General features: G+C 66.5%; 12 protein-coding genes. 2 read left to right on the plus strand and 10 right to left on the minus strand.

Going from position 1 to position 13,696, the window contains the following annotated elements; translation table 11 throughout:
- Positions 1–7: 7 nt before the first annotated feature.
- Entirely contained in the window at positions 8–469 is a 462-nt protein-coding gene (locus E4L98_RS16440) for a VOC family protein (RefSeq protein WP_135202630.1), read from the minus strand.
- 86 nt (positions 470–555) lie between these two features.
- Between E4L98_RS16440 and E4L98_RS16445 the strand changes: the two genes are divergently transcribed.
- Positions 556–1,488 (plus strand): LysR family transcriptional regulator, encoded by a 933-nt coding sequence (locus E4L98_RS16445; RefSeq protein WP_135202631.1) that lies wholly within the window; start codon positions 556–558, stop codon positions 1,486–1,488.
- On the opposite strand, the gene E4L98_RS16450 is transcribed toward E4L98_RS16445, so the two are convergent.
- On the minus strand, positions 1,452–2,186 hold the full coding sequence (locus tag E4L98_RS16450; RefSeq protein ID WP_135202632.1) for a class I SAM-dependent methyltransferase: 735 nt from the start codon (positions 2,184–2,186) through the stop codon (positions 1,452–1,454). The genes E4L98_RS16445 and E4L98_RS16450 overlap by 37 nt on opposite strands.
- Positions 2,187–2,332: 146 nt before the next feature.
- Between E4L98_RS16450 and E4L98_RS16455 the strand changes: the two genes are divergently transcribed.
- Positions 2,333–3,823, plus strand: coding sequence for a lipopolysaccharide biosynthesis protein (locus E4L98_RS16455; protein ID WP_135202633.1), 1,491 nt, complete (start codon positions 2,333–2,335; stop codon positions 3,821–3,823).
- A 226-nt stretch (positions 3,824–4,049) separates the two neighbouring features.
- Here the strand turns inward: E4L98_RS16455 and E4L98_RS16460 are convergent, their stop codons facing one another.
- The 8 genes from E4L98_RS16460 to E4L98_RS16495 form a co-directional block, all read right to left on the minus strand.
- Positions 4,050–5,195 carry a TIGR03088 family PEP-CTERM/XrtA system glycosyltransferase gene (locus E4L98_RS16460; protein WP_135202634.1) on the minus strand — a complete coding sequence of 382 codons (1,146 nt, stop codon included), beginning with the start codon at positions 5,193–5,195 and terminating at the stop codon, positions 4,050–4,052.
- Positions 5,192–6,208 (minus strand): polysaccharide deacetylase family protein, encoded by a 1,017-nt coding sequence (locus E4L98_RS16465; protein WP_229257415.1) that lies wholly within the window; start codon positions 6,206–6,208, stop codon positions 5,192–5,194. Before E4L98_RS16465 ends, E4L98_RS16460 begins: the two co-directional genes overlap by 4 nt.
- Positions 6,209–6,210: 2 nt before the next feature.
- On the minus strand, positions 6,211–7,515 hold the full coding sequence (locus E4L98_RS16470) for a putative O-glycosylation ligase, exosortase A system-associated (protein WP_167761352.1): 1,305 nt from the start codon (positions 7,513–7,515) through the stop codon (positions 6,211–6,213).
- Between the two features lie 16 nt (positions 7,516–7,531).
- Positions 7,532–8,929 (minus strand): phenylacetate--CoA ligase family protein, encoded by a 1,398-nt coding sequence (locus tag E4L98_RS16475; RefSeq protein WP_135202636.1) that lies wholly within the window; start codon positions 8,927–8,929, stop codon positions 7,532–7,534.
- Complete coding sequence (locus E4L98_RS16480; protein ID WP_135202637.1) at positions 8,926–10,035, minus strand: glycosyltransferase family 4 protein; 1,110 nt, start codon at positions 10,033–10,035, stop codon at positions 8,926–8,928. Before E4L98_RS16480 ends, E4L98_RS16475 begins: the two co-directional genes overlap by 4 nt.
- A complete protein-coding gene (locus E4L98_RS16485; RefSeq protein WP_135202644.1) occupies positions 10,035–11,246 on the minus strand; it encodes a TIGR04063 family PEP-CTERM/XrtA system glycosyltransferase in 1,212 nt (403 codons plus the stop codon). The genes E4L98_RS16480 and E4L98_RS16485 overlap by 1 nt, the downstream gene beginning before the upstream one ends.
- A 28-nt stretch (positions 11,247–11,274) precedes the next feature.
- Positions 11,275–13,173: an XrtA/PEP-CTERM system amidotransferase gene (locus tag E4L98_RS16490; RefSeq protein ID WP_135202638.1), complete on the minus strand. Its 1,899-nt coding sequence runs from the start codon at positions 13,171–13,173 to the stop codon at positions 11,275–11,277.
- Between the two features lie 4 nt (positions 13,174–13,177).
- Positions 13,178–13,696 (minus strand): exosortase C-terminal domain/associated protein EpsI (locus E4L98_RS16495; RefSeq protein WP_135202639.1); only part of this gene is annotated, 519 nt, incomplete at its 5' end.

A 13,696-nucleotide genomic window follows, 5' to 3' on the forward strand; every position in this document is an offset into this window, starting at 1 on the left:
TCGCTCCTTACGCCACGACTTCGGCCAGTTCGAACAAATTGCCCCAAGGGTCGGCGAAGAACGCCAGCTTGCGGCCCACTGCCGGCAGCACGAACGGCTCGGTGACGATGTCCACGCCGCGGCGGCGCAGTTCCGCCACGGTGGCCTCGACGCTGTCGACGTTGAAGCAGGCGTGGTGATACCCGGCCAGGCGCAGGCTGTCGCCGAGATCGGTCCACAGCGGTTTCGGCAGCGGCAGCGGATTGCCGTCGCCGAGGATCTCGATGAAGAAGTGGTCGTCGTTGGCGGGTGCGACGTATGCCAGCTTCTGATCGGCATACGGCCATTCGTGCACCACGCGGAAGTCCAGCTTTTCGATGAACCATTGTTTGCTGGCCGCGAAATCCGGCACGCGGATGCCGACGTGATGGCCGCTCAGCGCCGCCAGCGGCGAGGATGGATTTTTTGCGGGAAGAGTGACTACGTTCATGTTCAGCTCCATAAAAGTGATGAATCGGTGTGCATACTGTATGCTGCGAGGAGCATGAAGAGAATAGACATAAACCGAGATAGGCCATGAACCAGCACTTCACAATCGACGCGCCGCCGCTGGCTGGCCTGTTCACCTTCGAATGCGTCGCCCGGCACCTGAACTTTGCCCGCGCGGCGCAGGAACTGGCGGTGACGCCGACCGCGATCTCGCGCACCATCAAGGTACTGGAGGCGCAACTGCAGGTGCGTCTGTTCAACCGTACCACCCGCAGCGTGGCCCTGACCGAAGCCGGCACGCGCCTGCTGCGCACCCTGGCGCCGGCGCTGGAGCAGATCCGCATGTCGGTGCAGCAGGCCGGCCTGGCGTCGGGCCAGCCCACCGGCACGCTGCGCATCAACACCTCGTACGTCGCCTACATGGTGTTGATACGGCCGCACCTGGCGGGCTTCCTGGCCGCCTGCCCTGGCGTCAATCTGGAACTGGCGATGGACAATCAGCTCAGCGACGTGGTGGCCGCCGGTTTCGATGCCGGCATCCGCCTCGGCCACGCGCTGCAGCGCGACATGATCGCGGTGCTGCTCAGCCCCCCGCAAGTGCGGACCGTGGTGGCCGCGCCGTCCTACCTGGCGGCGCACGGCACGCCGAAAAAACCGGAAGATCTGCTGGGCCACGCCTGCATCCGCCAGCGCTTCGGCGCCGCCGGCCGGTATTACGACTGGCGGTTCATCAAGGGCGGCAAACCGGTGCAGATCGACGTGCAGGGCAGACTGGTATACGACGAGATGCGCGCGGTGACCGGCGCCGCCGCCGACGGCCTTGGCCTAGCCTACGTGTTCGAACAGTTCGCGGCGGCCGAACTGGCGGCCGGGCAGTTGCAGCCGGTGCTCGAGCGCTACCGCCTGCCGGGCGAGGCGTTTTACCTGTACTATCCGAACCGCGCCCACATGCCGGCCAAGCTGCGCGCCTTCATCGATTATTTTCAGCGCTGCAGCACGGCGCAGCCCTTTTCGCACTGAAGACTGCGCTGCCGCAGCTGCGGGAATTCATCGCGCCAGCGCGCCAGGATCGCGGTTTCGTCGCGCCGCGCGGCATCGTCCAGGAATACGGCGGCGCCGGGCGTCAACTGCGCGAACAGCGCCGGGCCGGCCGGGTAGCGCGCCAGCGCGCCGGTCGCCTGCGGCGGGCCATCGATCACCAGCAGATCGATGGGCAGTCCGGCCGGCAGCACTTCGTAGCGATACCACTGCCAGCTCCGATCGCCGGACTGGAACGGCATCAGCGGCGCATCCAGCACTTCGGCATAGTCGCTCAGGCCCAGGCGCGCCAGCCCGGCGCGGGTCTGCGCCGCATACTGCGGATCGTGCTCCAGGCTGCGCACCTTGCCGCCGCCCTGCTGCTGCAGGCAGCGCGCCAGCACCAGGGTCGAGGCGCCGCTGCTGCACTCGACCACGCTGCGCGGACGCTGCTGGCGCACGTGCCGCACCAGTTCCAGCAAAAAGTCCGGCGAGGCGGCCCAGCCGCGCAACGGCGGCAGGCTGCCGGGCAGGTCCAGCTCGCGCTGCAGCGACCATAGCGCCTCGCATTGGCGGTACAGCGCCGCGTCGCCCTGCGTCATCGCGTCGCGCAGGGCGAACTGCATCAGATGCACTTTGCGTACTTTATGCAACACCAGCGCACACAGCGCCAGCAGGCTCAGGTATCCGGTAATCAGCATGGCGCCCTCCGTGAAAACCGTAGCTTGGCCGCAAATCGCGCCGCGCGCCCTCGCCTGCGTCAACCAGCCGTGACATTTCGCCGCTTGACGTTGCCAGTTATCTACTTCACAATGGAAAGTAATTTATTTGCAATACTTTTGATCGCATGAACCAGATTAACCAAAGCATGGCACGCGGCGTAGTCTGGATGATGGGCGCCCGCTTGCTGGACCGCTCCATCGGCATCGTCAGCACGCTGGTCTTGACGCGGCTGCTCGTGCCCGGCGACTTCGGCCTGGTGGCGATGGCAACCGCGGTGGGCGGCCTGCTCGATCTGCTCGGCTCGTTCAGCTTCGATGCGGCGCTGATCCAGAAGGCCAACGCCGAGCGGCGCCACTTCGATACGGTCTGGACTTTCAATCTGCTGTTCGGCCTGGTCAGTGCGCTGGGGCTGGTGCTGCTGGCCGCGCCGGCCGCCGTGTTCTACCACGAGCCGCGCCTGACCGACGTCATGCTGGTGATGGGACTGATCTACGGCATCGGCGCGTTCACCAACGTCGGCGTGGTGACGTTCCGCAAGGAGCTGCAGTTCCGCCAGGAGTTCATCTTCATTGCGGTGCGGCGCGCCACCACCTTCTTCCTGACCCTGGGCGCGGCCTACCTGCTGCGCTCCTACTGGGCACTGCTGCTGGGGATGACGGTCGGCCGCCTGGTCAATGTGATCATGAGCTACACCATGAACAGTTACCGTCCGCGCCTGTCGCTGGCGGCCGCGCGCGAACTGTTCCATTTTTCCAAGTGGATGCTGATCGCCAACTGCCTGCAGTTCCTGCGCCATGATGGTTGCACCTTCATGATCGGCAAGGTGTTCGGCGCCAATGCGCTGGGCATCTATTCGGTGTCGTACGAAATTTCCAACCTGCCGACCTCGGAGCTGGTGGCGCCGATCAACCGTGTCAGTTTTCCCGGCTATGCCAAGATGGGGCAGACCGAGGTGATCGCGCAATCGTATCTCGGGCTGCTGGGCCTGATCGCGCTGCTGATCGTGCCGGTGGGCGTGGGCATCGCCGCCGTGGCCGATCCGCTGGTGCGCACCCTGCTCGGCGACAAATGGCTGGAGGCGATACCGCTGATCGCCATCCTCGCCGTCAGCGGCGCGCTGACGGCGACCCAGACCAACAATACCGCAGTGTGGGTGGCGCTGGGCCGGCCGCAGAAGGTCAGCCTGGTGCAGGGCTGCTATGTGGCGGTGCTGTTCCCTGCCCTGTATTTCTTCATTTCGCGTTACGGCATCGTCGGCGCCGGCTATGCGTATCTGTTCACCCAACTGGTCGATGTGCTGATCGAGATGCGGGTGACGCGCACCATGCTGGCGTTTTCGTGGGCCTCGGCGCTGCGCGTTGTGTGGCGGCCGCTGCTGGGCGTGACCACCATGTATCTGCTGGTCAGGGAGCTCGATGCGGTGCTGGTGAGCCAGCCGCTGATCCTGCGGCTGCTGACGGACTCGCTGACCGGCGCCGTTGTTTATTGCCTCGTCATCCTCGCGTTGTGGCGCGCCAGCGGCTGTCCGCCCGGCGCGGAACAGCTGAGCCTGGGTCGCGTGAAAAGCGTGTACGCCGCCAGACGGCCCGCACGCCGCGTGGTCAGCCCACATTAAACTCATGGCTTGATAAAGGCTCGATGCGGGCGCTGCGCGATGGCGGCCTGCAATGGGTGCTGGTCCACGTCGAAGTCCAGGCGCGCGGCAGGCCCGGCACTACCCGGATCAACCCTTGGCCGCCAGGCGGCGGTTGACCAAACTACTGTACCAACATCGCCGGTCCTGGAAGCCTGGTTCGATGCACTGGCGGACGCGGAAACGCTGAAACAGGTGTTTGGATAGGCTATCGTGGCGCCGCCAGCTTCTCGTATACCGCCATGTAGTTGTTCACCATCGCGCTCAGGCTGAAGCGTTCCACCGCGGCCTGGCGCGCCTGTTCACCGTGCTGGCGGCACAGCGCGGGCGTGCGCGCATAGTCGGTCAGCAGGCCACCCAGCGCCCGCGTATCACCAGGCTGGAACAAGCGGCCCGAATAATCCTCCTGCACCAGCTCGACATTGCCGCCGGCTGCCGTGGCCAGCACCGGCAAGCCGCAGGCCATGGCTTCCAGTATCGTGTTGGAAATGCCCTCCGACAGCGACGGCAGCACGAACACGTCGAAACCGGCCATGATGCGCGGCACGTCGTTGCTGGCGCCGGCGAACCACACCTGGCTACCGATGCCCAGTTCCTCCACCAGCGCGCGCAGCGGCTGCGCCAGCGCGCCGTCGCCGACGATCACCAGCCGCATCCCGGCCGCCACATCGGGCGCCGTCTTCAGCACGGCGGCAAACGCGCGCACCAGCGTGGCCTGGTCCTTGACCGCCTGCAGCCGTCCCACCGTGCCGGCAATGAAGCAGCCCTCGTCGGCAAACCCGTCCGGCAGCGCCGACAGGTCGCGTCCCGGACGCGGCACGAAACGGTCGGTATCGACGCCGTTATACACCTGCGATATGCGCCCGCGGCCGATGCCGACACGCTCGGCCAGATACGTCTCCAGATCCCGGGACACGGTGACATAGCCCGACACCAGCGGCGCGTGCAGGCGCCTCAGCAGAGTCGGCTTCCAGCGTTCGCCTTTCAGATCGCCGACGTCCCAGCCATGTTCGCCATGCACGCGGCACGGCACGCCGGCCAGCCGCGCCGGCAGCAGTGCATCGAGCCCGGACATGTTGCGGCTATGGACGATGGCCGGCCGCAGCCGGCGGAACAGCTGATACAATTCCTTGCGCATCTGCCAGACGCCGATGCGCGAGCGATGCAAGGCATACACTTCCACCTCCGGCCGCCGGATGCGCTGGCGGAAATCCGAATAATCCTCGACGCAGACGATCGCATGCCGGTAGCGCGACGGCGGCATGTGGTTGATCAGGTTGACCAGGCCGTTCTCCAGACCGCCCATCTGCAGATGGTGGATCACGTGCAGCACCAGCGGCGGCACAGCACTCATGCGCGCACCGCCGGCAGGGTCAGGTTGCGCGCCAGCCGCAGCGTGTAGCGCAGGCGGCTGCGGTCCCAGGGCGTGAAGCGCGGCAGCTGGTACAAATCCGGCTGGTCCCCGGCCGCACCGGTCGACGTCGACACGGCCGCCTCGAAGCCCAGTTCGCGCACCATGGCCACATGCTCCGGGCCATAATCGGTGCCCGGACCACCGTTCGGATAGGCGAACAGCGACACCGGCGCGCCCGTCAGCCGCTCCAGCGCCGCCTTGCCTTCGGCGATCTCGGCGCGCGCCTGCGGTGGTTCCAGCCGCGCCAGAATCGGATGATGCACCGTATGGCCACCGATCGCCATGCCGGCGCGGTGCAGTTGACGCACCTGCTCGTCGCGCATCATCAGATCGGTGGGCAGCGGCACCGCCAGCAGGCCGCTGAGCCGCTCGACCTGTTCCAGCCGCTGCGCCATCGGCAGATACTTGAGCTGGCCCAGCAGCGACATGATGGCGTCCACCCGCTGCGCCGGCGTATCGAAGCGGTGCACGCCCAGCCCCAGCGAACTGGCGTCCAGCGTGCCGGCCGGCGCGCGCCGTATCAGCTCGATGACGCTGTCGTTCCACATCCGCCCGCCGTTCAGGAAACCGGAAGCGACAAAGAAGGTGGCCGGCACCCGGTAATGCTGCAGCAGCGGCAGTGCGATGTCGGCGTTGTCGGCATAGCCGTCGTCGAAGGTGATGCAGGCGGCGCGCGGCGGCAGTGTGCCGGCGCGCATGTGGCGCACCGCGTCCAGCAGCGGCATCACCTCGCAGTAAGAGGTCAGCCAGGCCAGTTGGCGCGCGAAGTGCGCGGCGTCGACTTCATCGGGAAACAGCGTATCGCGCTGCGGCCGTACCCGATGGTAAATCATGATGGCCGGACTGTGACGGCCGCCGCGCAGCAGCGGGCGCAGCAGGCTGCGCCCCAGCATGGCCGGCAGGCCGCCCGCGACCACCGGCGGCGACAGCGGCGAAAACGGTAAAGTGCCCATGTTCACGACAGCGCGCTTTCGGCAAATGGCTGCGGCGCCGACGCCGCCGCCCTGGCTTCCTCGGCACGCGTGCGCAAAGTGCGCGACACCAGCCGGCGCGTCGCGGCCGCAATCACCACCAGATAATACGGCACGTCGAAGTACGCCAGGCTGAGGAAGGCGCCGCCGACAAAGAAGCCCAGCAGGCTGACCTGGATCATACTGGCAAGACTGGCGGCCCAGCGCAGTTCCTCCACCCGTTTGGCCTGGCGCACCACCCAGCCGCAGTTACGCCAGGTCAGGAAGCCGATCAGGGCGAACAGCAGCAGGCCGACAAAGCCATGCTCGCCCAGCACCTGGAAATAGATGCTGTGCGCCGCATGCACGTCCAGCGGATTGGGCGCGTACAGCAGGAACACGCCGGGATCGTAGATGTCGAAGCCGCCGCCGAACAGCGGCCGCTCTTTGGCCAGGTTGAAGGTCATGTTCCAGGCGTTGATGCGGCCCATGGCGGAGCCGTCTTCCTTGTAGTCGTTGATGGAATTGATGCGGTCGAACCATTCGCCCGGCATGATCATCAGCATCAGCGGCACGGCAAACCCCAGCAGCAGGCCAAAGGTCAGGCGGTTATGACTCTTGAACCACAAAAAGGCGCCCATGACGCCGATCGCCAGCGCGGCGCCGCGCGAGTACGACGCCAGCGCCGACAGCGCGCACAGGCACATCGCCGCCTGGCCGGCATAACGCCACCATTTATTCTCGGTCTGCGTGTAGAGGAAGTAAATCAGGGGAATCACCATCACGATCGCCAACGCGATTTCGTTATTACCCTCGATGAACGTGCCTTCCGGCCCCCAGATACGGAAGCTGCCGCCGCTGCGGATGGTGAAGATGCCGCCCTTGACGCCATAGAAGCCCAGCGAGAACACCACGGCCCACAGCACCAGCATGATCTGGCGCCGCGACTTGGTCACCATCAGCAGCACGAACGACATGCCGAGGATCTTGGTCACTTTGATCAGCTGTTCGGTGGCGCCGTCCGGGTGAATCGCAAACAGCGTACTGAGCCCCATCCAGCCGAGGAAGGCCAGCATGGCGATACTGACCGGCATGGTCGGAAAGCGCTGCCGCTCCTTGCTCATGAGGATGGCGGCCAGGGTGACGCAGGCGATCAGCGCCGCAAACGGGAAGGTGCGCGCAAAACCCCAGCCCTGCGCGTGCGGATTCATGACGCTGATCCAGATCCACATCACGCCGCCCCAGATCGGCTGCTTGAAGATGTAGGGTATCGACGCCAGCACGATCAGCGTCACCAATATGTCCCTCATGTCCGCTCCCTCGCCCTTATTTCGAATAGGTGTTCCATGGCGATTCCAGTTTGGTGACGCAATAACGGTATTTGCCCGACTTTTCCGGCAGGATGCGCGGCACATGCTCCACGTCGATGCGCACCTCCTCGCCCAGCCGCGCCTTGAAGCCGCGGATGACGCGCGCGCGCAGGTCGTCGTCGACGTCGCCATCGAGCACCAGTTGTACCCGCGTCAAGTCCAGCGTCTCCTGGATGATCTTGAAGCCCTTCAGCTCCGGCATGTCGCGCATCACATAGGCCAGCGCCGCGCTGTGCAGCAGCGTGCCGTCCGGCTTGATCAGAAAGTCGGTGGTGCGGCCGTGGATTTCCCTCAGCAGCGGCAAGGTGCGGCCGCAGCCGCAGGGCTGGGTGTCGAGCGCGCCGACATCGCCGGTGCGGTAGCGGATGAACGGAAAATCGCCCGATTGCAGGTGCGTGACCACGATTTCGCCGGTTTCGCCGGGCGGCAGCGGCTGGCCATCCTGTCCCAGCACCTCGATGATCACGTCCTCGGCGGTGATGTGCATGCCGCCCTGCGGACACTGATGCGCCAGGAAACCGGCGTCACGCCCGCCATAGCCGTTGGCCACGCCACAGCCGAACACGCGCTCGATCTGTGCGCGCTGCGCGTCGTACAGGCATTCCGAAGTGACGAAGGCCACGCGGATGCCAAGATCGTCCATGCGCTGGCCGCGCTCTTCGGCGTGCGCGGCGATGTGCGCCAGCACGGTAGGGTAGCCGAACAACATGCGCGGCCGCACGGCGCGGATGCGTTCGACATAATGATCCAGGCCCGCGTGGCTGGTGGCGAAGGCGGAAATCAGCTCGGTGCGCATCAGCCGGTCGCGCCAGATGCGCACCTTGTCCTGCGTGCCCAGTTCGATCGGCGAGCCCCAGATGACGATTTCCGGATCGCCGATATCGACACCCCACCAGCGCGTCGCGCGCCACTTGGCGGCGACGTCATGGCTGACGCGCTGTTTGCCGATGTAGAAGGTCAACGGATCGCCGGTCGAACCGCCGGTGCTGTAGCGGCCCAGCTTGACGGCATCCTCGGCCTTCAGCCGTTCGGCATGCTGGCGTATCACCGTCTTGTCCAGCAGCGGCAGACGCGCCAGATCGGCCACCGAATGCAGGTCGCGCGCCGGATCGAAGCCGATTTCGGCGAAACGGTCGCGGTAATACGGCACCCTGGTGGCGGCGCGCCGCAGCAGATTGCGCAGGCTGTCCAGACGCAGCGCGGCCAGGCGTTCCGGCGGCCAATGCTGGCTTTCCTCCATCTGCCGGCGCAGCGCCACGCTGCTGTGGCCTTTCAACTGCTCATGCAGGGGAAACAGTGCGCCGGAGACCAGCGCGGTGTACCAGTCCGAAGTAAATGTGGGCGGGCGGCTCATGATGCGCTGGCCTCCTTGAAATGCCTGGGTTGCAGTACGGCGTGATAGACCCCCAGCAGGCGCGGGCGCACGCTGGTCCAGTTGAACTGCTGCACCAGCTGGCGGCCAGCCTGGCGCAGCCCGGCGGCCAGCGCCGGTTCAGATGCCAGACGCAGCACCGCCGCGGCCATGGCGTCCGGCGCGGCCGGCGGCACCAGCAGCGCGGTGCGGCCATCTTCGACCAGATACGGCACGCCGCCGACGTTGGTGCTGACCACCGCCACGCCGCTGGCCAGCGCCTCCAGTACCGAATTCGGCGTGTTGTCGATCAGGCTGGGGTTCAGCATGATGTCGGCGCCCTGGTACAGCGCGGCCATGTCGGCGTTGTCGACCCGGCCGGTGAAGGTGACGGCGTCGGCCAGGCCCAGTTCAGCCGTCAGCCGCTCCAGATCGGCGCGCAGCGGACCTGAGCCAGCGATGGTCAGGCGCGCCTGCGGGTGCTGCTTGCGCACGATGGCGAACGCGCGCAGCGCGGTGGCGTTGTCATACAGGTCTTCCAGATTGCGCGCCACCAGCAGGCGCAGCGGCGCGTCCCCCAGCGGCGCCGCCGGCGCGGCGCTGAACCGTTCCAGATTGACGATGTTGGGCACCACCTGCGTGTCGACGCCATAACGGCTGAACACCGCGTGCAGGAAGCCGGAAGGCACGATCACCGCGTCCGCCCGGAGCAGGCTGGGCCGCACCCACTGCTGCTGGCGGCGCATGAAGCTGTCGGCTTCGCCGCCGCGATAGTTGATCACCACCGGGCAGCCGCGCAGGCGCGCGATCCAGATCACCGGCGCCGCGAACAAATGCCAGGACCAGCCGGAATTGGCCATCACGTGAAACAGTTGCACCTGGCCGGCGGTGCGCCACAGCAGCACCAGATACGGCAGCAGCCGCGCCAGCGCGCGCAGCATCGGCACGCCCGCCACCCAGGCCGGCCGGTACGGCGCGTTGATCTGGATGGTGGTCACGCTGTGGCCGTCGGCCTTCAGCAGCCCGGCCAGTTGCAGGGTCTGATTGGCCATGCCGCCCGATGGCGGCGGCAGCGGCCCCACCAATCCTATGCGCAGGGGGGCCGGCATCACAACTCCCTTCCGGCGATGCCGCCATACACGGCGCGGTAACGCGCCACGCTGGCCGGCCAGTTGCGCTCGGATTCGACGAAGCGGCGGCCTTCGGCCTTCAGCGCCGGCCAGCTGTGCGGCGCCGCCAGCAAAGCCAGCAGCTGACGCGCCAGCGCCTGCGGGTCGCCGGCGGCAAACAGCACGCCGGTGTGGCCGTCCTCGATCAGCTCGCGGTGGCCGCCGACGTCGGACGCGGCCAGCAGGCGGCCCTGCGCCATCGCCTCCAGCGGCTTGAGCGGCGTCACCAGATCGGTCAGACGCATCTTCAGGCGCGGGTAGCACAGCACATCGACCAGGTTGTAGTAGCGCTGCACTTCGCTGTGCGGCACGCGGCCGGTGAACAGCACCTGCTGTTCGATGCCCAGCGCCCTCGCCTGATCACGCAGCGCCTGATCCTGCGGCCCGCCGCCGACCAGCAGCAGGCGGATTTCGGGATTGTGCGCCAGCATGGCCGGCAGCGCAGCCAGCAACACGTCCAGCCCTTCGTAGGCATAGAACGAGCCGATGAAGCCCAATACCGTCTTGCCCTGCACGCCCAGTTGCGCCGCCAGCACCTCGTCGCGCGCGCCGCCGATGCTGAAGTCCTGGATATCGACCGCGTTCGGGATTACCGTCACCTTGGCGGCCGGGATGCCGCGTCCGAGGATTTCGCCGCGCAGCCCTTCGCAGATGGTGGTGGCGGCCTGCACCCGTTTCAGCGCATAGGTTTCCATCGCCCGCGTCAGGCGGTAACGCAAACCCCACTCCTTGCTGGTGCCGTGATCGACCGCCGCGTCTTCCCAGAAGGCGCGGATTTCGTACACCACCGGGATGCCCAGCTTGCGGCCGACGCGCAGCGCGGCGATCGCGTTCAGCGCCGGCGAGTGGGCATGCAGGATGTCCGGGCGGACTTCGCGCGCCACTTCCAGCAGCCGCGCTTCCAGGCCGTTGATCACGGCCAGCTGATTCAGGATCGGCATGCGCGACCAGGCGCCCTGTGCCGCCGGCGTGCGGTGGAAAGTCAACCCGTCCACGGTTTCCTGCGGCGCCGCGCTCACGCCCTGCTTGGCGCTGGTGATGTGATGCGTCTCCCATCCCAGCGCGCGCTGCTGCTGCAGGATCGCGCGGGTGCGGAAGGTGTAGCCGCTGTGCAGCGGAATCGAGTGATCCAGCACGTGCAGGATGCGCACCGGCTTGTTGGCTTGCTGTTGCATGCGCTCAGTCTCCCCGCAGTTCTTTGCGCAGGAAGGCGTCGAACATCAGCAGGCTCCAGATCGGCGTGCTGTAATCGCGCCGTCCCGATTCATGCTGCTCGACCAGCTCGGCCAGATAGCGCTGATTGAAGATGCCGGTATCGGCCAGATTCGCCCCCAGCAGCGCCTCGCGCACGCGGCTGCGCAGCGGGCCGCGAAACCACTGCGCCAGCGGCACCGCGAAGCCCTGCTTGCGGCGGTAGAGTATATCGTGCGGCAAATATTTCTCCATGCTCTTCTTGAACAGATATTTGCCTTCGCTGCCGTGCAGCTTCAGGCTCGGCGACAGGCCGGAAATCCACTCCACCAGCTTGTGGTCGAGCAGCGGCACGCGCACCTCCAGCGCGTGCGCCATGCTGGCGCGGTCCACCTTGGTCAGGATGTCGCCCGGAAGATAGGTCTTCATGTCCAGGTACTGGATGGTGGACAGCGGATCGTCGGTCGGCGCACGGTCGGCGTGGCCGCGCATCACCTCGATCGCGTGGTAGCCCTGCAGCTGGCGGCGGAACTGCTCGGAAAACAACCGCTTGCGCATGGCGTCACTCATGAACGAAACGCCGTGGAAATAGCCTTCCACCAGATCGCGCGACAGCGCTTCGAAGGTGGTCTTGGCGCGGAACATGCGCGGCGCCCAGTCGGCCTTGGGATACCAGCGGCCCAGTGTGCCGAACAGCGGCTTGCGCAAGCCGGCCGGAATGCGTCCGCGCACGCTCTGCTCGGCCATGGCGTAACGGTAGCGCCGGTAGCCGGCCAGGTTTTCGTCGCCGCCGTCGCCGGACAGCGCCACAGTCACCCGCCTGCGCGCCAGCTGGCACACGCGGTAGGTCGGAATCGCCGAGCTGTCGGCATACGGCTCGTCGTACAGGTCGGCCAGGGTGTCGAGCAGGCCGTAGTCGTCGGTGTCGACCTGCTCGGTGTGGTGGTCGGTGCGGTACTGCGCCGCCACCTGCGCGGCGTACTCCGATTCGTCGAAGGCGGCGTCCTTGAAGCCGATCGAACAGGTATTCACCGGGCCATCGGCCAGGCCGGCCATCATCGCCACCACCGCGCTCGAATCGACGCCGCCGGACAGGAAGGCGCCCAGCGGCACCTCGGCCACCAGGCGGATCTTGACCGCTTCGCGCAGGCGCGTTACCAGCTCGCCGGCCGCATCGCTTTCTGTCATGCCGTGATGCATTTTGAACGGCACATCCCAGTAGCGGCACGGCTGCGCCAGCGGCTGGCCGACACGCTGCGTCAGCGTATGGCCGGGCGCCAGTTTCAACGCGCCCTCGTAAATGGTGCGCGGTTCGGGAATGTAGCCGTAGGCGAAATAATCTTCCACCGCGCGTGGATCGATGCGGCGGTCCAGTCCCTGCAGCGAACGGATCGATTTCAGCTCGGAGCCGAAGGCGAACAGGCCATCCGGCAGCAAGGTGTAGAACAGCGGCTTGACGCCCAGGCGGTCGCGCGCCAGGAACATCAGCTGCTGCTTGCGGTCCCACAGGCCGAACGCGAACATGCCGCGAAAATGGCTGACACAGTCCGCGCCCCACTGTTCCCAGGCATGCACGATCACTTCGGTGTCGCTGCGGGTGCGGAAACTGTGGCCCAGCGCCTTCAGCTCGGCGGTCAGTTCGCGGAAATTGTAGATCTCGCCGTTGTAGCAGACCAGCACGCTGCCATCCTCGTTGGCCATGGGCTGCTGGCCGCTGGCGACGTCGATCACCGACAGGCGGCGATGACCGAAGCCGACACCTGGTTCGATATAAATATCGCCCTCGTCCGGACCGCGATGATGCTGGGTCTCGTTCATGCGCCTGAGCAGCGCCTCATCGATGGCGCGCGCACCGCGCGTATCGAGCACTCCGACTATTCCACACATGATGTTACTGCCCTTCTGCCAGTTGATGATTGAGCATGGTTTCCAGCGGCGCCAGGTTGGCGGCCAGGAACGCCCGCAGCGTCTGGCGCGCATTGCCGGCCGTGTCCTCGTCGCAGGGCGTGTACAGGAGCAGCGCGGCGCCGTCGTCGCGGCCGCTGGCGATTTTCTGGCTGGACTGGTACAGCTTGCCCAGGTAGTCGTTGGCGACCACGTGGCCGCCGATCCAGTACGCCTGCCACAGCAACAGACGCTGACCGTTGCCGTCGCTCACCAGCCGGCTCTCGCGCAGCGTCACGGTGCGGCCGGCGATGGTCTCGGTATGCTCGGCGCCGCCCAGCAGGCGCCAGTAGCTGTCGTGTCCGCCCGACACCAGGCGGTTGCTGGAACTGATCAGCTTGCTGGTCAGGTCGTGGCCACGGTAGTAGCGCAGCGTCAGGCCCACCGGCGTGCCGGCCGCCGGCGCGGCGTAGAACTGCCGCAGCTCGGCGCGCGGCGGCGTGAACGCCGGCTGCCAGTCGCTGAA

It is taken from the genome of Duganella callida (assembly GCF_004614165.1).
GTDB lineage: Bacteria > Pseudomonadota > Gammaproteobacteria > Burkholderiales > Burkholderiaceae_D > Rugamonas > Rugamonas callida.